Origin of the sequence: Pseudoalteromonas sp. BSi20480 (assembly GCF_000241365.1) — a bacterium.
Classification (GTDB): Bacteria; Pseudomonadota; Gammaproteobacteria; order Enterobacterales; family Alteromonadaceae; genus Pseudoalteromonas; species Pseudoalteromonas marina.
This window is the reverse complement of record NZ_BADX01000060.1, coordinates 1-20,089: the sequence shown is the minus strand read 5'-3', so window position 1 is coordinate 20,089 and position 20,089 is coordinate 1. Positions and strand designations below refer to the sequence as shown.

The window sequence follows — 20,089 nt, the reverse complement described above, 5'->3', positions numbered from 1 at the left end:
CGAACCACCGACCCCTACCATGTCAAGGTAGTGCTCTAACCAACTGAGCTACAGTCGTATTACTATATTTAAGTAAGTGTTAATTGCTTAACAACGGCCGCTAATATATAGCGTGGCGGTTGGTGAATCAAGCACGTTTCGTGTTTTTAGGTTTATTTGCCGTTTTTTTATTCATATTGGGCTGATTTCACACGTTTTATAAAACTCTTGCCACCAAATAACATGCTGTTTAGCTGAGCTTTTCAATTGATTTAATAAATTGGTATTTGAGTTTGCTTTAATCAGCTGATTAATTTCATTAGTTGTTACACGTTCTTGGTACCACAGTTGATTTAATAAAGGCTGAAGCACTTCAAGAAAACCAATGAGTTGTGCTTGGTAAGGCTGAATTTGTGAAAGATAGAACTTTTGAAATATATTATTCATTATTTTAGCTTTATCTTTGTTTTTACCCACTGGGCATAGGGTGCTTAAATTGATGTTATGCACCAACCCCGTGGCGATTTTATTTAGCCTTATTTGTTGCCTGACAGATTTAATTAATGATTGAATAAACCTATATTTATTAAGCGTTTCGAGTGCTTGGTATATTGCATCTGTGTTTATTTCGTCAAATTGAGCCTGAGCTAATTGCGCTTTAATAGCAGTAAGTTTACGCATAGCCTCAATTGTGTCGCTAAAGCCTGCGGGTTCTTTACTTAATTCTGAAGCGGTTAGTGACCACGTGCGGTTGAGCTCTGGTTCCTCAATAAGGGCTGCATTAAAATAATGTAGTAAATCAGCTTGTTTTTGATTTTTTGCTTCATGTATTTTTTTATACGTTACTGAGGATTCATCGAGGGAGGCTAAGCAGCTGTTGGCGTGTTGAATAAAGTCTATTTGATATTTCAAACGCCCTGCAGCGGTTGCTGTTTTACCCAGTTGGTTGTTGTGCTCACTTATTACCACATTTAAATTGCAGCTGCTGATCCCGGCAAGCTCAACTATACCCAGTGTTATTTTACTGTTGTTGAGTTCGCTTAACGGCTTTAATTTGAGTGAGTTAAGCGCTGGGAGGTCTTCTGATTTGTTGTCGGTTATATTTTCAAGGCGTTCTATGTAGGTATTGTTTGTACTACTGGGGGCCTCTGTGCAAGCACTTAGCATAGTAACGGTTAGTATTAGTAACATGCATACTAATACTAACTGCTTTATGTTATTTAAATTAAGCTTGTTGGCTAATAAATGGTTCATGTTTAAAGCGCTTACTAACGGTTATCATTAACAAAATGGCTGCAACAGTGAGCCCGACAATTATACCAATCCAAAATCCGTGCGGCCCCATTGCTGGCACAATTATATCTGTTCTTGCCAATACGTAGCCTAAGCTAAAGCCGATTAACCAATACGAAATAAACGTGATGTAAGAAATAGGGGCAGTGTGTTTTAATCCTCTTAAAATGCCATTTGCTGCAACTTGCAGGGCATCGGGTAGTTGATAAATACAGGCTAAAATCATAATTGAGGTCGCAAGGGCAATAACCGCAGGGCTATCTGTGTATAGCTGGCTTATCACATCACGACCTATAAATGTTATAAACGCTAAGAACAGTGCGATTAATATAGCCAGTAGATAACTTGTCGATACGGCTATTTTTAACTGATCGAACTTATTCTGGCCATACAAATTACCAATTCGAATGCTAATGGCAATAGAGAGGCTTAGCGGCATCATAAACAGTAACGCGGTAACACTTGCTGCAATTTGATGGCCTGATACAGCAACCGCTCCTAAATGGGCAATAAAGAGTGGAATACACGTAAAAAGTGTTACTTCAAAAAAAGTAGCCAAAGAGATAGGAATACCTAATTTTGTAATAGTGGCGATAGTCGTTATATTTGGTTTTTCAAACGGTGTGAGTAGCCCTTTGGCATCTATCTTTTTACTCATTTGGCAATAAGTGATCTGTGCTAATGCCATCACTGTTAAAACAATAGCTGTTGCTATACCACAGCCAGCTCCGCCATAGGCGGGAAGGCCAAATAAACCATTTATGAAAATGTAGTTAGCAGGAATATTAACGGCTAATCCGAGTAAGCTAATATAGAAGGCCGGTTTTGTCATACCCATGCCTTCAGTCATGTTTCGGTAGGTTGTAAAAAATAAAAATCCAAACACCCCCCCATTTAACAAATTGAATATAGTCGAAAGCGAGGCTCGCAATAGCCGGGCTTGTATCTAGCTGTAATATTATAATGTTTGCCAAGTAGGCAATACTAAAGCCTGTAATACACAGTAAAACGGTTAAATATAAAGCTTGTTGAAAATAGTGGCTTATGCCTTTTTTGTCATTAGCGCCGGCAAATTGTGCAATTATGCCAGTTAGTGCTAACAAAATACCTTGCAACGCTAAAAGTAGTGGGTTCCAAATACCAGTAGCAATAGATAGCGCAGCTAGGTCGGTAGGGCTGACCTGACCTGCCATTATAGTGTCGACCACCGACATTAATATAAGGGTAACTTGTGCTAAAAAAACAGGCAGCGCGAGAGAAAGTAAACGCTTAGCTTCCCAATTACAAAAGGTCATAAAAACAGCTATTTAATGAGTAAGGCTGTAATTGTAATCTATTGTCTTTGAAATAAAAATCTAAGGAGTGAATGATTTTATAATTCGATACGTTAAACTAATACTTTGTCATAACTTAACGAGATTTTATGTTTACAGGTATAGTACAAACTCAAGCTACTGTGGTGTCTAAAAACCATAATGAGGGTGTGTTACGTTTAGTGGTGTCGGTGAGCGATGACTACGTTAAACACCTAGATTTAGGAGCCAGTATTGCGATTAATGGGTGTTGTTTAACAGTAGTAAAAGTTGAGCTAAGTAACCAAGATGTAGTCGCGCAAGTTCACTTTGACGTGATTGACGAAACACTTCAATTAACTAATCTAGGGCTTCTTGATCTGGGCAGTTTAGTAAATTACGAGCGCTCTGTTACTTTTGGCACAGAACTGGGTGGGCATATTGTATCGGGACACATTCACTGTTCGGCTAAAATAAATCAAATAATTAATACTCAAAGCAACTGCAAAATTCAGGTAAGCTTACCGGTAAAGTGGCAAAAATATGTATTGTACAAAGGCTTTGTCGCCATTAATGGTGCTAGTTTAACAGTAGGCGAGATTGACGAGCAGGGCTTTTGGTTGCATTTGATCCCAGAAACATTAGCAATTACAAACTTAGGTAAAGCGCAAGTGGGTGATGAGCTAAATATAGAGGTCGATCAGCAAACTTACACTATTGTTAACACCGTAGAAAACTACCTGCGTCATCAAAATTAAAAAATTTGTTCGTCGTCACTGTCTACGTGTAGCTCTAATTTATTGTTTGCATGGTCTATGTGCATATTTAAATGGATTGGGTTGCAACAGGCAGTGCAGTCTTCAATGTAGTCCTGATCGCCCATGCTGGCATCTAAATCCAAATGAATGTGGTGTCCGCAAAACGGGCAGCTAATACGTTGTGATAAAAAGTCTTTCATAATCACTCCAAATACAAATAACTTAAGCAGAGCTTGGAATGTTTTTATTCTAACCACGGCTTAATGACGTAAAACTGAACTCATTAGAACCCTTTAAATATAGTCTGTTTAGCGTGTTATGACAGTTTATTTACACTTATTGCATAAGCTTATCTATATGTTGTTTAGCTTCAGTAAGATAGTGCCCAGCAAAAATATTTGCATGATTTAAAATAGGGTATAGTTGGTAAATATGTTTACGTTTTTGATAGCTTGGTAGAAGAGGATATTGCTTATTATAGGCAACATAAAATTCATCGGGTAGTGGCGCAAATAGCTCGCTCATTGCGATATCCACTTCCCGATCACCATAATAACAAGCGGGATTATATACGGTCGGTACTTCTTTTAAAAAGCCCAAGTTGCCTCGCCAAAAATCACCATGTAACAAAGATGGGTTCACAACATGACCATGTAATTGTGCTTTAACTTCATTAATTATGTGCTCGGGCTTGGCAAATTTAATGCCTTTTTCGGCTAATAGTTGTAATTGCCACCCTATGCGTTCTTCGGCAAAAAATACATCCCACTTTTTGTGCCAACGATTTGGTTGAACGGTTGTAGCTAAGTGATTATCTATATCAAAGCCAAACATTGCCTGGTCATGCTTTTGGTGCATTTGCGCTAGTTGAGTGCCCATTTTTTGCCATTGGCAATAGGGCTGCTCATCAAGCTCTAACCACGAAAGTACGATAAATGAAAATTCAATGTTAGCACCTGATGTAATGCAGCTTGGAACACTAAAATAACTATTATTAGCAAGCATCTGTAAGCTCCTAGATTCACTTTCTAATCGCTCAAGCTCGCTTTTGAGCGCAATTTTAACAAAGTAGCTTTGTGTGCCATTACTTATATGAAAATATTTATCGGTTGTTGTGCCTTGCAGTTGCCGCTTTTGTGTGTGTTTAAAGTCAGTATTTGTAGCTTGGCTAATGTGCTCGTTAATTGCTTTCCACATAATAGTTGCTCGTATTTTATACAGACACTTAAACTATGGCAAAAAGGGATTAATTTAACAAACTAAACGTTGTAAAATTAGTGAATGTGTCGCACAAAGTGACGCTAACTGTAATGGAGTAAAAATGAACAAAAGTTTTATAACCAATTTACTAGCAAGTATTTGTGTAGCTGCAGGATTGATGTTTGATCAGCCAGTAGTTTTGTCGGTGGGGTTATTTGCACTTTCTGGGGCAGTGACCAATTTATTGGCTATTCATATGCTATTTGAAAAGGTTCCGTTTTTATATGGGTCTGGTGTTATTGCGCTTAAGTTTGAGAGCTTTAAAGTTGCTATACGAAACCTAATACTCACTGAGTTTTTCTCCGAGCAAAAAATTAATAATTTACTCAACAAGGCGCAGCCTAATATCGACTTTGAACCGATCATTAGTAATGTTGATTTAAATCCAGCTTTCGATAATTTACTCGAGGTTATAGAGCAATCGCAATTTGGTAGCATGCTGGGTATGTTTGGAGGCACTGCTGCAATAGAGCCAATGCGCGAAAAATTTATTGATAAAATGCAACTTTCGTTAGCACAAATTTCTCAAACAGAGAACTTTAAAGCGTTAGTAACGCAAACGCTTTCACAAGGAAATAGTGCTCAAGGGTTGCACAGCACAGTACTTAAACTTGTTGATGAACGCCTTGATGAATTAACCCCTAAAATGGTGAAAGAAATTATTCAAACAATGATACGCGAGCACTTAGGTTGGTTAGTTGTTTGGGGCGGAGTATTTGGCGGTTTATTTGGTTTAATTGCGGGTGTTCTTTAAGCAATAAAGTTAATAATAAAACTAAGCAGGTTATAGTTATGCCTGCTTAGCTATAACGTTTAAACATGTTATTGCGGAGACGAAATAACAATGATTTCAGTTGACGACACCTTTGCTAAATCTTTAATTGAAGTGCGAGTACTGCTTTCAATATTTAAGTAATTAGCACTTTTATCTAAATTATAACGCGCTACAAAATCACCCATAGGTAAGTTATTACACGTTAGTTTATTGCTAATAATGCTTTTTTTAACGTTCAATGACTGCTGTGTTTTGCGTAGTAAATATGCTTTATTAGACGCAACAGCCATACAAATTTGTGTGCCTGGCGTTGAGTCGGCTGCTACAAATTGTTTTGCTGATACAGGTGCTGCTAATGCTGCACTACCAATTACAAGTGTTGTACATAATGCTGTTTTAAATGTATTCATTTTACTTTTCCTCGTTGTTTGCGGTTGCAAGCTAATTATTAAACTAATTAATTAAAAAAGCTGTTAACCAAACGCAACAAGCTGTAAGCAAGTATGTTTAATGTACACACTTACTTATAGGCTCATGAAAAAGCATATTTTTAAGTGTGTTTTTTGACACACTTTCATAAAAATAATTTATTGATACTGACATATTTTTTTAGGCTGGTATTATCGCCCAATAAATTGATGTGTAGATTTTTAGGATAAACAGTGAGTAAAGCGTTAGCCAGTTATTATCAACAAGCCTATGCCTGCGAACAACAACATTTTAATCAGTGTTTTTATTGTGGCTGCGAAGCAACTGAACGCGATCATTGTCCGCCTCTTCATATGCTGCAAAGTATTATTGATTTAGGCGAGGATGCCGACTTCATTTCAATTCCTGCTTGTTATGAATGTTATGCGCTATTACATAACGAACGACTAATGACGATTGACGAGCGCTTTACCAAAATTAAAAAAAAGCTGTCTAATAAATATGCCAAAGCACTGCGTGTCTATAATATGTGGGAAGAAAACGAATTAAGTGACATGAGTGATGAGTTTGCTCACAGTATTCAGGCCGGTATGAAATTAGGAAAAGAAGCCGCAGAGCGATTGGCATTTACAGGTTTTAGTTACGCCACTGAAGAGGCACGTGTCACAGTACGCGAAAAAACAAAAGAGTTTGATGTAGAAGGTAACGTTTTTACCGATTTTAAAGACGCACTGAATTACTGCATTACCTCTTTAAATGTGCAAAAAAGTGACTTTTATAAAATTTTAGTTGAAGACTACAACGGCGATTTTAACAAAGCCCTTAGTCAGTACCGTCATCGCCACGACAAGGTAACAGCGGCTAAAGATGGTAATACTCTTATTAAAGATTTTTCTAAATTACATAAGCAAAATTCAGATTTTGTAACTCGCACGGTCAAACATTTTATCAGCAAAGATCCGTCCCTCACCACAGAGGGCGCACTAGAAAAGCTATATAACAATTATATAAAAAAATAATCACGTAAATTCATCTTAATTTACCGCGTTTTCACCTGTTTTTTTAGCTTTATGCCCAAGCTTTCGACTAAAGTATTAAAAAAACAGGAGAACCCAACAACATGAATAAATTTGCTCCCTCTTTATTAGCAGTTGGCTTAGCCGCTGCACTTGTAGGTTGCCAAGAAAATGGCCCGCAAGATGATAAGATTACTATTAACAAAAACCCATACCCAAGTACTTACACGCCAATCTCTAAAACAAGCACACTCATCACAAACGCGACTGTTCTTACAGGTACCGGCGAACGCTTAGATGACGCTGATGTACTATTGGTCGATGGTAAAGTACAGCAAGTAGGTAAAGACTTAACTGTAAAAGCAGACACAACTATTGATGCACAAGGTAAATGGGTAACACCAGGTATTATTGATGTTCATTCACATTTGGGTGCCTATCCAAATCCATCGGTAGAATCACATCAAGATGGTAATGAAATGACCAGCCCAAATACGGCCGAAGTTTGGGTAGAGCACTCTGTTTGGCCGCAAGATCCAGGGTTTAACCGTGCGCGCGAAGGCGGTATTACCTCGTTACAAATTTTACCCGGCTCTGCTAATTTATTTGGCGGACGTGGTGTAACACTTAAAAACGTGCCTGCGCATACAATGCAAGGAATGAAATTTCCTGGTGCACCGTATGGATTAAAAATGGCATGTGGTGAAAACCCAAAACGCGTATATGGTCGTAAAGGCGTATTGCCTTCAACACGTATGGGTAATATGGCTGGTTACCGCACTGCGTGGATTGGCGCGCAAGAATATAAGCGAGCATGGGATAAGTACGATGCAGAATACGCAGAAGGTAAAAACCCTGAAGCCCCGAATCGCGATATAAAGTACGATACGTTACGCGGCGTTCTTGAAGGCGAAGTAATGATCCACAATCACTGTTACAAAGCCGAAGAAATGGCGATGATGATTGATCTTTCTAAAGAATTTAATTATCACGCGGGTACGTTCCATCACGGTATTGAAGCATATAAAATTGCAGATTTGTTAGCTGATAATGGCTCGTGTGCTGCATTGTGGCCAGACTGGTGGGGCTTTAAAATGGAAGCCTACGACATGGTTCAAGAAAACGTTGCCATTGTTGATGCGGTTAAAAACTCGTGTGCCGTTGTTCACTCAGATTCAGACACAACCATTCAACGCTTAAACCAAGAAGCGGCTAAAGTAATGTATCGTGCTAATGAAAATGGCTTTGATATTTCAGAAGAGCATGCAATTAAGTGGATCACCACTAACGCAGCAAAATCATTAGGTATTGACGATAAAACAGGCTCGCTAGAGGCAGGTAAACAAGGCGATGTGGTTATTTGGAACCAAAGCCCGTTTAGCGTTTACGCAAAAGCTGAGCAAGTTTTTGTTGATGGTGCAAAAGTTTATGATAGAAACGATAGCACTTATCAGGCAACCAGTGATTTTATGTTAGGTCAAAAATAAGGAGCACCCAGAATGAAAAATTTATCACGTTCGTTTTCGCTATCTCTGGTTGCTGCCGGATTACTAGCCTCTGGTGCTGTAGACGCACAGTCATTGGCTATTATTAATGCAACTATCCATACATCAACAGAGCAAGGCGTATTAAAAGGCGCAAGCATTGTTATGGATAACGGGAAAATTACAGCGATTAACCCGGCAGAAGTAAGTGCTGATGAAATTATTGATGCCAATGGTAAAATTGTTACCCCTGGTTTTATTGCAAGCAATAATCAACTTGGTTTAGTTGAAGTGGGTGCGGTTGCAGGCTCTCGCGATGCGGGTGACGACAAAGCAGGTATAGATTTTGATGTGAGCCTTGCATATAACGCACATTCAAGCTTAATACCTTATGCACGTAAAGGCGGCGTTACACGAGATGTAATTACCCCTTATGGCGGCGATAGTATTTTTGCAGGTTTGGCTAGTGTGGTTGATTTAAGCGGTAGCCTTGACAGTGACGTTCAAAAACAAGCAGCGTTAGTTGTGCATTTAGGTGAGCGAAGAAAAGGCTCGCGTGCTTTTACACTGCAAACATTAATTAATAAGCTTGATGCTCATCAAACGAAATTAAGCAAAAAAGATAAAAAAGACGACGATAAACCAAGTACTGAAGACAAAGTAATGGCTAAAGTACTTTCTGGCGACATGCCATTGGTTATAAGCGTTTCGCGTGCTGCTGATATTATTGAGCTTATTAAAGTGAAAGAGCAATTTGGTGTTAACTTAGTACTAAGTGGAGCACAGGATGCTGTTGTTGTTAAAGAGCATATTGCTAAAGCTAATATCCCAGTAATTATTAGCGCTATGGACAACTTACCAGGAAGCTTCGATTCTTTACACGCTAATTTAAATAATGCAGGTTTACTTGAAAAAGCCGGTGTTAAAGTACTTTTAACGGTTGGTGGAGATGCAAGTCACAATATTTATCAGCTTCGCTATGACGCAGGTAACGCTGTATCTTATGGCATGAGCCAACAAGGTGCACTGAAAGCTGTTACATCAAATGTTGCTGACGTATTCGGTATTAATGCGGGCAGTATTGAGGTGGGTAAAGCCGCTGATGTAGTGATGTGGACTAATGATCCGTTTGAAATAAGCAGTAACGTAAGTCGTATGTTTATTAATGGCACTGAGGTGTCTACACAGTCTCGCCAAGATAAATTACGTGACCGTTATACTACTGATTCAAACATGCCAAGAGCTTACACTAAGTAAATAGTAAGCGTTATATCAACCCGACAATTGGGATTTAATTAAGCGAGTTGATATTAACTTTAAAAGGTCGCATTGAGCGGCCTTTTTCATAGGCGTAAAAAAACCGCTTACTTTTAAAGGTAAGCGGTTTTATTTTTACTATTTATTACACTAATTTAGCAAGGATATCGTTAAATGTAGTGCTTGGACGCATTGCTTCAAAAGCGGCTGCGTCGTTAGGCTGGAAGTAACCACCTAGTTCAACTGCTGGGCCTTGAGCATCGTTTAATTCGTTTACGATCGCGTCTTTATTTGCCTCTAAATCGCTCGCAATTTGAGTGAACTGTGCTTTAAGTTCGCTATCATCATTTTGCTTAGCAAGTTCTTGAGCCCAAAATAAAGATAAGAAGAAATGAGAACCACGGTTATCAATTTCTTTAACTTTACGTGAAGGCGATTTGTTTTCAGCAAGGAAAGTACCCGTCGCTTTATCAAGCGTATCTGCAAGTACTTGCGCCTTGTTGTTACCTGTAGTTACACTTAAATGCTCTAGTGATGCTGCAAGTGCTAAAAACTCACCTAAAGAATCCCAACGTAAGTGGTTTTCTTTTTCAAACTGCTGAACGTGCTTAGGTGCAGAACCACCTGCGCCAGTTTCAAATAAGCCACCACCGTTCATAAGTGGAACAATTGAAAGCATTTTAGCACTTGTGCCCAGCTCTAAAATTGGGAACAAATCTGTTAGGTAATCACGTAGTACGTTACCTGTTACAGAAATAGTATCTTTACCTTCTTTAATGCGACCTAAAGAGAATAAAGTGGCTTCAAGTGGAGCTAAAATTTGAATATCTAGGCCAGCTGTGTCGTGATCTGGTAGGTATTTATTTACTTTTTTGATTAGCTGAGCATCGTGTGCACGATTTTCGTCTAACCAAAAAATAGCAGGAACGCCAGTAGCACGTGCACGGTTAACAGCAAGTTTAACCCAATCTTGGATTGGTGCATCTTTAACCTGACACATACGCCAGATATCGCCTTGCTCAACACTGTGCTCAAGTAGCGTATTACCTGCTGTATCAACTACACGAATAGTACCCGCTGCTTTTGCTTCGAACGTCTTGTCGTGCGAACCGTATTCTTCTGCTTTTTGAGCCATAAGGCCAACATTTGGAACGCTACCCATTGTCGTTGGATCAAACGCACCGTGTTCTTTACAAAAATCAATAGTTGCTTGATAAACGCCAGAGTAACAACGATCAGGAATTACAAAACTTGTGTCTTGTAATTTACCGTCATTGTTCCACATTTGACCGCTTGAACGAATTGCAGCAGGCATAGATGCATCGATGATCACATCACTTGGCACGTGTAAGTTTGTGATACCACGGTCAGAATCAACCATAGCAATAGCAGGGCGCTCAGCATATACAGCTTGAATATCGGCTTCAATTTCAGCGCGTTTAGCATCGTCTAATGTTTGAATTTTAGAGTAAACATCGCCTAAACCGTTATTAACATCAACACCTAGCTCTTCAAAAAGCTCACCGTGTTTTGCAAATACGTCTTTGTAGAATACTTTAACAGCGTGACCAAATATGATTGGGTCAGACACTTTCATCATTGTCGCTTTCATGTGAAGCGAGAATAAAACGCCTTTTTCTTTAGCAGCATCAATTTCAGCAGCTAAAAAAGCCTGTAGCTTAGCAGCACTTATGCGTGAAGCATCAATTACTTCACCAGCTAATAGTGGTGTGCTTTGCTTAAGAACAGTTATATCACCGTTTGTAGCAACATGCTCAATGCGCACGTCAGTTGCTTCTTCGATAGTTGTTGATTGCTCTGAACCAAAGAAATCGCCTTCGCTCATGCTTGCAACGTAAGAGGCAGAGTCTTTGCTCCACGCGCCCATTGAATGTGGGTTATTGCGTGCGTACTCTTTTACAGAGCCAGGTGCACGGCGGTCAGAGTTACCTTCACGTAATACAGGGTTTACCGCACTACCTTTTACTTTGTCGTATGCAGCTTGAATTGCTTTTTCTTCGTCGTTTTTAGGCTCAACAGGGTAATCTGGAAGGGCATAGCCTTTTGCTTGAAGCTCTTTTATTACAGCGCGTAACTGTGGAACTGAAGCACTAATGTTTGGAAGTTTGATGATATTAGCTTCAGGTGTTTTTGCAAGCTCACCTAGTTCAGCAAGTGCATCACCAATACGTTGTTCTTCTGTTAAATAATCAGGGAAGCTAGCAATTACACGACCTGCTAATGAGATATCGCGAGTTTCAACTTCAACACCTGCTGCATTTGTATATGCTTGGATGATCGGTAGCAACGAGTAAGTTGCTAGTGCCGGAGCTTCGTCCGTTTTTGTATAGATAATTTTTGATGTCATCATCATTCCTAGATAGTCGGCCAATTGGCCTTATTCAACAATGCAAAGAAATCATTAAAGCTGAGAGAGTACATATCATAGTGTTTTAATATATACGTTCAGATAATGAATAGTTTGTTAGGTGTTGGTACTCGTGTAGCTTTACAGTTAAAGCAGAATAGTCACACCTGACGAACTGTGGTCATATTTATAGCTAAAAATATAATAAAAATAAATTAGCCTTTAGACTAGTATATTTTATGTGCTCAGCAAGTTGAGCTAGTTGCTATGTTTTGCCTAAATTTTTAGCATCAAGAGTGTAACAAGCTTGAATACAAAGGGCTAGAGTTTGAGCCTGCTCACAAGCAGTTAAACGGTCAACTCTTAGAATATTGGGGTATATGAAATAAAATCAAGGATAAGGGTTGAAAATAAAGAAAAAGAAACAATTTATGTCGGTGTGGGTAAATAGAAGTGTGAGGAATTAAGCGAGGAGCCTAATAGGTCGCTCGCTTTAGTCGAATAAAACAACCGTCACTCTAAAATGTCGCCGTCTAAGGCAATATTTTTAGCGTGCAAGCCCTTAGGGCCTTGTTCTAATTCGAATGTTACATCTTGTCCAGCTTTAAGCGTTTTATAACCGTCCATTACAATTGTAGAGTAATGGGCGAAAATATCATTCTCGCAGCCGTCTTCAACGATGAAACCAAAACCTTTAGCATTGTTAAACCATTTAACTTTACCACAAGCCATACTTCTACATCCTTCAATAAGTTGACTAATTTAGTTATTCTAAACCATATTATTTGCTAGACTGATTAAGGATTAATCAATCTATGTTTGACTGTAGTTTATTTAATCAATCAGTCAAGCTTTTTGAGTTATTTTTTAACTATTTTATTTATTTTTTATTCAAGTTTGCTTGAGTTCCTAAGACAAGACTATATTTAATTATGAGTGGTATGAAAGATTCAGGTGTTATCGATACAGTTCGCGACAGCGAAAAGCAAAAGTTACAGCCGCCGCGAAAATACAAAGTTGTTTTAAATAATGACGATTACACGCCGATGGACTTTGTAATAGAAGTTTTAACGACGTTTTTAATATGGATAGCGATAGAGCAACCGACGTGATGCTTCAAGTTCACGAAAAAGGTAAAGGCATTTGTGGCGTTTACAGCGCTGATGTAGCTTATACCAAAGTTGAACAAGTTAACCGCTACTCGCGTGATAACGAGCATCCGCTGCTTTGTAGTTGTGAGCAGGAATAAATACCAACTAGGGTGATCACACACCTGTTTGTTGTGGTATACATTATTATCTCAGTAAGGGGTTGCCAATGCTAAACAAAGACTTAGAACTTACATTAAATGCCGCGTTTCGTGAAGCGCGCACTCGCCGTCATGAGTTTATGACTGTCGAGCACCTTTTACTTGCGCTATTAGATAACCCTTCTGCTTCAGAAGCGCTAAATGCGTGTGGTGTTAACATTTCAGGCTTAAAATACGAATTGCTTGAATTTATTGATGAAACAACACCGGTTATCCCCGATTTAGAAGAAGAGCGTGAAACACAACCTACGCTTGGTTTTCAACGAGTATTACAGCGTGCAGTGTTTCATGTTCAATCATCAGGTAAAAACGAAGTTACCGGCGTAAATGTGTTGGTTGCTATTTTTTCTGAGCAAGAAAGCCAAGCCGTTTATCTGCTGAAGAAAAATGATGTTTCGCGCTTAGACATTGTTAATTTTATTTCTCATGGGATTTCAAAAACCGATGATGATTTAGGCGACGATACGGACGACATAAACGAAGAAGTGCAAGAAGTTCAAAATGAAGAGGTCAGCAAGCTAGACAGCTTCACTACTAACTTAAATGCGCAAGCACGCGATGGTAATATTGATCCATTGATTGGCCGTGACAGTGAAGTTGAACGTGCGGTACAAGTATTGTGTCGTCGTAAAAAGAATAACCCATTGCTTGTAGGTGAAGCGGGTGTGGGTAAAACAGCGATTGCTGAAGGGTTAGCTTATCGTATTGTTAACGAGCAAGTTCCTGAAGTGATTGCAGATGCAGTGGTTTACTCGTTAGACATGGGCGCATTACTTGCTGGTACAAAATACCGTGGCGATTTTGAAAAACGTTTTAAAAGTTTATTAAAAGAGCTACAAGCAAAACCAGGCTCTATTTTATTTATTGATGAAATTCACACCATCATTGGGGCAGGCGCTGCGTCAGGTGGCGTTATGGATGCCTCTAACTTACTTAAGCCATTGCTTTCAAGTGGTAAGCTCCGTTGTATGGGGTCAACAACTTACAACGAGTATAAAAATATTTTTGAAAAAGACCGTGCATTAGTTCGTCGTTTTCAAAAAATTGATGTACTTGAGCCAAGTGTTGCCGATACCACTAAAATCCTGAATGGCCTGAAAGATCGTTATGAAGAACACCATGGTATTCGTTACACACAAAAAGCGTTAAAAGCTGCGGCTGAGCTGAGTGCTAAATACATTAACGAGCGTCACTTACCTGATAAAGCCATTGATGTAATAGATGAAGCCGGTGCAAACCAGCGTTTGCAGCCAAGCTCTAAACGTAAAAAACCATTGGTGTATCAGACATTGAAATGATCATATCCAAAATGGCGCGCATTCCACCACAAAATGTATCGTCATCGGACAAAGAAACGCTTAAAAATATTGACCGTAATCTTAAAATGCTGGTGTTTGGTCAAGATCAGTCAATTGATGCACTTACATCGGCAATCCGTTTGTCACGTTCAGGGCTAACAAGTGAAGAAAAACCAGTGGGTTCTTTCTTATTCGCTGGTCCAACCGGTGTTGGTAAAACAGAGGTAACTAAGCAGCTTGCAAAATGCATGGGTGTTGAGTTTATTCGTTTTGATATGTCGGAATATGTTGAGCGTCATGCAATTAGCCGCTTAATTGGTGCACCGCCAGGTTATGTTGGTTTTGAGCAGGGCGGTTTGCTAACCGAGGCTGTTATTAAGAACCCTCATGCGGTGGTTTTACTCGATGAGATTGAAAAAGCGCATCCAGATATTTACAACATTTTATTGCAGGTAATGGATCACGGTACATTAACCGACAACAATGGCCGTAAAGCTGACTTTAGAAATGTTGTGCTGGTAATGACCACTAATGCCGGCGTGCAAGAAACAACTCGCAAGTCAATTGGCTTTAGTGAGCAGGATCATACACACGATGCAATGGGTGAAATTAACAAAACATTTTCACCAGAGTTTAGAAACCGCTTAGATAACATTATTTGGTTTAACCATCTTGAACGTGAAGTTATTTTGTTGGTGGTTGATAAATTTATTGTTGAACTGCAGGCACAGCTTGATAAGAAGTCGGTTAATTTTGAATTGACCTCTAAGGCACGTGAATGGTTAGCTGAAAAAGGATACGATAAAGCGATGGGTGCACGCCCAATGGCGCGTGTTATTCAAGAAGAGCTCAAAAAGCCACTCGCAAACGAAATACTGTTTGGTAAGTTGGCTGATGGCGGCACAGTGAAGGTGTCGGTAAAAGACAAGAAAATCCGTTTTGATTACGAAAGTAGTTTAACACCAGCATAAACCGCATAAGACTCTAAATGGCTCGCTTGTAATACCGGGCCATTTTTTATTTTAGGCAACAAAAAACCCAGCAAAAGCTGGGTTTTTTGTTTATTAAATGTAATTGCTAGTCAAAGTCCATCAATTACATTTAATAAACGCTTAAAGCTAGTTATACACTAGCCAAAAACTAAATCTCGTTTACGCACTTACTTAGCGAGCACGGAATACGATACGACCTTTCGATAAATCGTAAGGAGTCATTTCTACCGTTACTTTATCGCCGGTTAAAATACGGATATAGTTTTTGCGCATTTTACCTGAAATATGAGCCACAACTACGTGACCATTTTCTAGCTCAACTCGGAACATTGTATTTGGTAAAGTATCAAGGACAGTCCCTTGCATTTCGATTACGTCTTCTTTCGCCATGTTTAGCGTAACACCTCTTTAATAGTTAAACGCTGCAGATTTTGCCCAAAATACACCAATAAGTAAAGGCGCAGGGGCTATATTTGCAAATTAAATAGCCACCCACTCATCATTAAGCTGTTTTTGTGCGGGTAAAAACTGAGTTTTATACTTCATTTTGGTGCACTCATCAATTTGATAGCCCAAATACACAAATTGTTTATTTTGCGCTTTAGCAAATTTTAGCTGCTCTAATATCATAATTGACCCTAAACTATAGTGCTCAAAGTCAGGGTCAAAAAACGTGTAAATAGCAGAAATAGCGTTGTCCATACAATCGGTTACGGCTACACCTACTAAAGTGCCTTGATGCCAAAGTTCGATAAACGTAATTTCAAGCCAACTGCAAAATAAAAAGCTTTGAAATTGTTCAGGCTGTGGTGGGTACATGCTGCCGTCTTGATGGCGCATAGTTATATATTTACAGTACAGCGGATAATACTCTGCTCGTTCGCTAGTAGAGTAAGTGACCGTAAACTGGGTTTTTGCTTTGTTTAGTTTACGTTTTTGTGATTTTGATGGCATAAATTCTTGCGCTAAAACACGAACAGAGTTACATGCACTGCAAACGGGGCAGTGAGGGCGGTATATTTGGTTACCACTGCGCCTAAAGCCGACTGCTAACAAAGATTCGAACTTTTCTGAGCAATAATAAGTGGGATCTAATATGACTAATAGTTGCTCGCGCCTGTTGGGCAGATAACTACACGCAAATTCTTGGCTTAAACCAACACGGGCTGTTAGGTTTTCATTCATAGATTGCAATAAGTTCCTGTGGTTCCCACATAGTAGGATTAACTTTATAGGTAAGTGCAGTGTTAAGTTTAGCTAAAAAATCAGTTCGAGGAATAACTTTTGCTCCCAAACTCATCAAATATGGGTTTTCGAGTTGGCAATCAATAAAATGAGCGTCATGGTATTTTAACCAATTCACAAGCGCCCACATAGCTAATTTAGAACAATTAGTTTGATGATGAAACATCGATTCGCCACAAAACACACCATTTTGCATAATTCCATACAGTCCACCTGCAAGCTCTCCGTTGCGCCACACCTCTAAGCTATGCGCTACGCCTGCATGATGAGCATTTATGTAAGCACTAAGCATATCAGTAGTGATCCAAGTACCGTCGGTATCAATGCGTTGGTCACGGCATGCTTCAATGACTTCAACAAAGGCGTTATTAACTGTCACTGTTACGGGGTATTTTTTTAGGTGCTTACGTAAACTTTTACTAACATGAAACTCATTTAACTCCACAATGCCACGTTCACTTGGTGACCACCACATAATAGGTTCGTTATCGCTAAACCAAGGAAATATCCCATTAGTATAAGCATTGCAAAGGCGAGCTAGGCTCAAGTCACCACCCACAGCTAGTAGGCCGTCTGGAGAAACTAATGCATATTCTGGATTGGGAAATGCTATATCTGTATCACTTAGTTGGTATAGCTGGTTAGTCATAACGTGTTTACTTTTTATAATTTGTTTTAAAAGTGTAACTATATTTTAAGCGTAAAAAAAGGGGCTGATTGCTCAGCCCCTTTTGTGAAAAATAAACGTTATAGGTTATCTAAATAGCGCTCTGCATCAAGGGCAGCCATACAGCCTGTTCCAGCAGATGTAATCGCTTGGCGGTAAATATGGTCAGACACGTCACCTGCAGCAAAAACACCTGGTACGCTTGTTTGCGTTGCGTTACCGTTAAGACCTGACTCAACAACTAGGTAGCCGTCTTTCATTTCTAGCTGGCCTTCAAACATATCTGTGTTTGGTTTGTGGCCAATTGCAATAAACACTCCCGCCAAATCTAAATCTTCAGTAGCATCAGATGCTACATCTTTAATTCGAATGCCTGTTACACCCATTTGGTCGCCCAAAACTTCGTCTAGTGTACGGTTGTAGTGCATTACCACGTTGCCGTTTGCCGCTTTTTCAGTAAGACGATCAGCAAGAATTTTTTCACTACGGAAACTGTCACGACGGTGAATTACATGGACTTCATCAGCAATGTTAGATAAGTATAGTGCTTCTTCAACTGCGGTATTACCACCACCAACTACTGCTACTTTTTGACCTTTATAGAAAAAGCCATCACATGTTGCACACGCCGATACACCACGACCTTGGAAGTTTGTTTCAGACTCTAAACCTAAGTATTTTGCAGATGCGCCTGTAGCAATGATAAGCGCATCACATGTGTATGTACCTTGATCGCCAGTTAGTGTGAAAGGGCGTTTAGAAACATCAACTTTGTTTATGTGGTCAAACACAATTTCGGTTTCAAAGCGTTCAGCATGCTCTTTCATGCGGTCCATAAGTGCAGGGCCTGTTAAACCGTGTGCATCACCCGGCCAGTTTTCAACTTCAGTGGTAGTAGTCAATTGACCACCTTGTTGCATACCTGTAATTAAAACAGGGTTTAAATTTGCACGGGCTGCATACACTGCAGCTGTGTAACCAGCTGGGCCAGAGCCTAAAATTAGTAGCTTACTATGTTTTGCTTCAGTCATGATATTTTCCTAAACGATTCTATACGGTCATTAATGCGCTCGATTCTAAGAAAAACAAGGCAGAAGTAAACAAAATCTGAGATTATTTTTTTTAGTTAAATCGAAAACCTGTTCATTTTTATGTACTAAACAAACATACTTTTATGCCTTGCAGGGTAAACTAGCTCAATAAATAGACTAACAAGCAACAAAACGTCGTTAATTCATGACCACTTTGATTTTTTTTGTTATGTTTTACCTAATTTTGATTTGTCACTGATAGATTATGTGACCTAAATGAATAGGCAACTATGTTATTTTGGCAGGAAAAACCCGCATTTGGGTTGACTTCAAAAGACGTTAACGTCTTAACCAATGCGCAAGATTACCGCACACAATTACTTAATTTAATCGCTAACGCAAAAAAGCGCATTTATATTACTGCGCTTTATTTGCAAGATGATGAAGCAGGCCGCGAAGTTTTAGAGGCATTACACAATGCGTCTTTAGCCAACCCTGCACTTGAAGTAAAAGTACTGGTCGATTTTCATCGTGCCCAGCGTGGGCTTATTGGTGCTGAGAAATCAGACGGGAACGCAAGTTTATACTGTGACTATCTAGAAAAATTTAAATCAAATGTACAAGTATTTGGTGTACCGGTAAAAGCGAAAGAGCTGTTTGGTGTATTACACCTAAAAGGTTTTGTAATAGACGACACGTTGCTTTACAGCGGTGCTAGCTTAAATAATGTGTATTTACAGCACAGTGACCGCTACAGGCTTGACCGTTACTTTTTAATTACGCAAAAAGGCCTGTGTGACTCTGTAATAGACTTTATTGAATCAAAGCTATTGAGTTCAGTGGCAGTGCCTCGAATCGACACGCGTCCGCTCAAGCGATTAATTGACTTTAAACTTGAACAAAAGCAATTTATGCGTGATCTAAAAGCAGCAAGTTATAAGTCGGCTGAGCAAGCAAGCAATAATGCGTTAAATATTCGCTTGTTTTTAGGGCTTGGGCGTCGTCATAACGAACTTAATCGTATGATCAAAGCCCTTTTTGATACAACAGAGCGTGAGTTAGTACTTTATACACCGTACTTCAATTTTCCTGCGCCGCTTATGCGTTCGTTACGCAGGCTTTTGAAACAAGGCAAACATATTACAATTGTTGTGGGCGATAAAACCGCTAATGATTTTTATATGCCACCTAGTGAGCCGTTTAGTAAAATTGGTGCGTTGCCTTATTTATACGAAACTATTTTGCATAAATTTGTTAAAACACAAAAACGCCATATAGATAACGGTAACTTAAATGTATACCTTTGGAAACACGACAATAACTCTTTCCATTTAAAAGGAATATGTGCAGATAGATCAAAGCATTTATTGAGTGGGCATAACCTAAACCCACGAGCATGGGGCTTAGACATAGAAAACGGGATATTAATTGAAGATCCTGAGCAAACTATTATGCAAGCAATTGATAACGAAAAGCATGAAATTCTTAAGCACTGTCGCCGACTAACAGGGCCAGACGATTTAGAAACCATGGAAGATTACCCTCAGCCAGTTAAAAAGTTACTTGGCCAAGCAAAACGGGTAAAAGTAGACTTTATTATTAAACGGTTTATTTAGATTGAATTTAAATTAGACAT

General features: G+C 39.2%; 16 protein-coding genes and 3 pseudogenes. 8 read left to right on the top strand and 11 right to left on the bottom strand.

Annotation, left to right across the window (positions count from 1 at the left end):
• Positions 1-171 precede the first annotated feature (171 nt).
• Entirely contained in the window at positions 172-1,233 is a 1,062-nt protein-coding gene (locus P20480_RS12110; protein WP_008128440.1) for a DUF3080 family protein, read from the bottom strand.
• Positions 1,205-2,567: pseudogene (locus tag P20480_RS17875) on the bottom strand (MATE family efflux transporter). The gene P20480_RS12110 and the pseudogene P20480_RS17875 overlap by 29 nt, the downstream one beginning before the upstream one ends.
• 128 nt (positions 2,568-2,695) lie before the next feature.
• Here P20480_RS17875 and P20480_RS12115 point away from each other — a divergent pair.
• Complete coding sequence (locus P20480_RS12115) at positions 2,696-3,322, top strand: riboflavin synthase (RefSeq protein ID WP_008128433.1); 627 nt, start codon at positions 2,696-2,698, stop codon at positions 3,320-3,322.
• On the opposite strand, the gene P20480_RS12120 is transcribed toward P20480_RS12115, so the two are convergent.
• Positions 3,319-3,522 (bottom strand): CPXCG motif-containing cysteine-rich protein, encoded by a 204-nt coding sequence (locus P20480_RS12120; RefSeq protein WP_008128431.1) that lies wholly within the window; start codon positions 3,520-3,522, stop codon positions 3,319-3,321. The two genes, P20480_RS12115 and P20480_RS12120, sit on opposite strands and share 4 nt — an antisense overlap.
• 136 nt (positions 3,523-3,658) lie before the next feature.
• Entirely contained in the window at positions 3,659-4,519 is an 861-nt protein-coding gene (locus P20480_RS12125) for a fructosamine kinase family protein (RefSeq protein ID WP_008128430.1), read from the bottom strand.
• Between the two features lie 124 nt (positions 4,520-4,643).
• On the opposite strand from P20480_RS12125, the gene P20480_RS12130 reads away from it, so the two are divergent.
• The gene (locus tag P20480_RS12130; protein ID WP_008128428.1) at positions 4,644-5,336 is read left to right on the top strand and encodes a hypothetical protein; all 693 of its coding nucleotides are present in this window, start codon (positions 4,644-4,646) and stop codon (positions 5,334-5,336) included.
• 68 nt (positions 5,337-5,404) lie between these two features.
• Here the strand turns inward: P20480_RS12130 and P20480_RS12135 are convergent, their stop codons facing one another.
• On the bottom strand, positions 5,405-5,767 hold the full coding sequence (locus tag P20480_RS12135) for a DUF3718 domain-containing protein (protein WP_008128426.1): 363 nt from the start codon (positions 5,765-5,767) through the stop codon (positions 5,405-5,407).
• A 252-nt stretch (positions 5,768-6,019) separates the two neighbouring features.
• Between P20480_RS12135 and P20480_RS12140 the strand changes: the two genes are divergently transcribed.
• The 3 genes from P20480_RS12140 (at position 6,020) to P20480_RS12150 (ending at position 9,543) form a co-directional block, all read left to right on the top strand.
• Complete coding sequence (locus tag P20480_RS12140; protein ID WP_008128423.1) at positions 6,020-6,805, top strand: hypothetical protein; 786 nt, start codon at positions 6,020-6,022, stop codon at positions 6,803-6,805.
• A gap of 101 nt (positions 6,806-6,906) precedes the next feature.
• Positions 6,907-8,289: an amidohydrolase gene (locus P20480_RS12145; protein WP_008128420.1), complete on the top strand. Its 1,383-nt coding sequence runs from the start codon at positions 6,907-6,909 to the stop codon at positions 8,287-8,289.
• A 12-nt stretch (positions 8,290-8,301) separates the two neighbouring features.
• A complete protein-coding gene (locus tag P20480_RS12150) occupies positions 8,302-9,543 on the top strand; it encodes an amidohydrolase family protein (protein ID WP_008128417.1) in 1,242 nt (413 codons plus the stop codon).
• A 145-nt stretch (positions 9,544-9,688) separates the two neighbouring features.
• On the opposite strand, the gene P20480_RS12155 is transcribed toward P20480_RS12150, so the two are convergent.
• Both P20480_RS12155 and cspD read right to left on the bottom strand, forming a co-directional pair.
• The gene (locus P20480_RS12155; protein WP_008128416.1) at positions 9,689-11,911 is read right to left on the bottom strand and encodes an NADP-dependent isocitrate dehydrogenase; all 2,223 of its coding nucleotides are present in this window, start codon (positions 11,909-11,911) and stop codon (positions 9,689-9,691) included.
• Positions 11,912-12,424: 513 nt separating this feature from the next.
• Positions 12,425-12,643, bottom strand: coding sequence for a cold shock domain-containing protein CspD (cspD, locus tag P20480_RS12160; RefSeq protein WP_006792879.1), 219 nt, complete (start codon positions 12,641-12,643; stop codon positions 12,425-12,427).
• Between the two features lie 209 nt (positions 12,644-12,852).
• Here cspD and clpS point away from each other — a divergent pair.
• Both clpS and clpA read left to right on the top strand, forming a co-directional pair.
• A pseudogene (gene clpS, locus P20480_RS17870) lies at positions 12,853-13,160 on the top strand (ATP-dependent Clp protease adapter ClpS).
• 68 nt (positions 13,161-13,228) lie between these two features.
• Positions 13,229-15,489 (top strand): annotated as a pseudogene (clpA, locus tag P20480_RS19420) (ATP-dependent Clp protease ATP-binding subunit ClpA).
• A 192-nt stretch (positions 15,490-15,681) separates the two neighbouring features.
• Here clpA and infA read toward each other — a convergent pair.
• The 4 genes from infA to trxB form a co-directional block, all read right to left on the bottom strand.
• Positions 15,682-15,900: a translation initiation factor IF-1 gene (gene infA / locus P20480_RS12165; protein WP_002962494.1), complete on the bottom strand. Its 219-nt coding sequence runs from the start codon at positions 15,898-15,900 to the stop codon at positions 15,682-15,684.
• A gap of 90 nt (positions 15,901-15,990) precedes the next feature.
• Positions 15,991-16,695, bottom strand: a complete 705-nt coding sequence (locus tag P20480_RS12170) for an arginyltransferase (RefSeq protein WP_033025243.1) — start codon at positions 16,693-16,695, stop codon at positions 15,991-15,993.
• Positions 16,688-17,404, bottom strand: coding sequence for a leucyl/phenylalanyl-tRNA--protein transferase (gene aat / locus P20480_RS12175; protein WP_008128404.1), 717 nt, complete (start codon positions 17,402-17,404; stop codon positions 16,688-16,690). The genes P20480_RS12170 and aat overlap by 8 nt, the downstream gene beginning before the upstream one ends.
• Before the next feature lie 98 nt (positions 17,405-17,502).
• Complete coding sequence (gene trxB, locus P20480_RS12180; protein ID WP_006792874.1) at positions 17,503-18,453, bottom strand: thioredoxin-disulfide reductase; 951 nt, start codon at positions 18,451-18,453, stop codon at positions 17,503-17,505.
• A gap of 290 nt (positions 18,454-18,743) precedes the next feature.
• Between trxB and pssA the strand changes: the two genes are divergently transcribed.
• Positions 18,744-20,069, top strand: a complete 1,326-nt coding sequence (gene pssA / locus P20480_RS12185) for a CDP-diacylglycerol--serine O-phosphatidyltransferase (protein ID WP_008128403.1) — start codon at positions 18,744-18,746, stop codon at positions 20,067-20,069.
• The last annotated feature ends 20 nt before the right edge of the window (positions 20,070-20,089 follow it).

Excerpts from the sequence above, each read along its gene's own strand:
- P20480_RS12110 (WP_008128440.1), bottom strand. The coding sequence starts at position 1,233 with ATGAACCATTTATTAGCCAACAAGCTTAATTTAAATAACATAAAGCAG.
- P20480_RS12115 (WP_008128433.1), top strand. The coding sequence starts at position 2,696 with ATGTTTACAGGTATAGTACAAACTCAAGCTACTGTGGTGTCTAAAAAC.
- P20480_RS12120 (WP_008128431.1), bottom strand. The coding sequence starts at position 3,522 with ATGAAAGACTTTTTATCACAACGTATTAGCTGCCCGTTTTGCGGACAC.
- P20480_RS12125 (WP_008128430.1), bottom strand. The coding sequence starts at position 4,519 with ATGTGGAAAGCAATTAACGAGCACATTAGCCAAGCTACAAATACTGAC.
- P20480_RS12130 (WP_008128428.1), top strand. The coding sequence starts at position 4,644 with ATGAACAAAAGTTTTATAACCAATTTACTAGCAAGTATTTGTGTAGCT.
- P20480_RS12135 (WP_008128426.1), bottom strand. The coding sequence starts at position 5,767 with ATGAATACATTTAAAACAGCATTATGTACAACACTTGTAATTGGTAGT.
- P20480_RS12145 (WP_008128420.1), top strand. The coding sequence starts at position 6,907 with ATGAATAAATTTGCTCCCTCTTTATTAGCAGTTGGCTTAGCCGCTGCA.
- P20480_RS12150 (WP_008128417.1), top strand. The coding sequence starts at position 8,302 with ATGAAAAATTTATCACGTTCGTTTTCGCTATCTCTGGTTGCTGCCGGA.
- P20480_RS12155 (WP_008128416.1), bottom strand. The coding sequence starts at position 11,911 with ATGACATCAAAAATTATCTATACAAAAACGGACGAAGCTCCGGCACTA.
- cspD (WP_006792879.1), bottom strand. The coding sequence starts at position 12,643 with ATGGCTTGTGGTAAAGTTAAATGGTTTAACAATGCTAAAGGTTTTGGT.
- infA (WP_002962494.1), bottom strand. The coding sequence starts at position 15,900 with ATGGCGAAAGAAGACGTAATCGAAATGCAAGGGACTGTCCTTGATACT.
- P20480_RS12170 (WP_033025243.1), bottom strand. The coding sequence starts at position 16,695 with ATGAATGAAAACCTAACAGCCCGTGTTGGTTTAAGCCAAGAATTTGCG.
- aat (WP_008128404.1), bottom strand. The coding sequence starts at position 17,404 with ATGACTAACCAGCTATACCAACTAAGTGATACAGATATAGCATTTCCC.
- trxB (WP_006792874.1), bottom strand. The coding sequence starts at position 18,453 with ATGACTGAAGCAAAACATAGTAAGCTACTAATTTTAGGCTCTGGCCCA.
- pssA (WP_008128403.1), top strand. The coding sequence starts at position 18,744 with ATGTTATTTTGGCAGGAAAAACCCGCATTTGGGTTGACTTCAAAAGAC.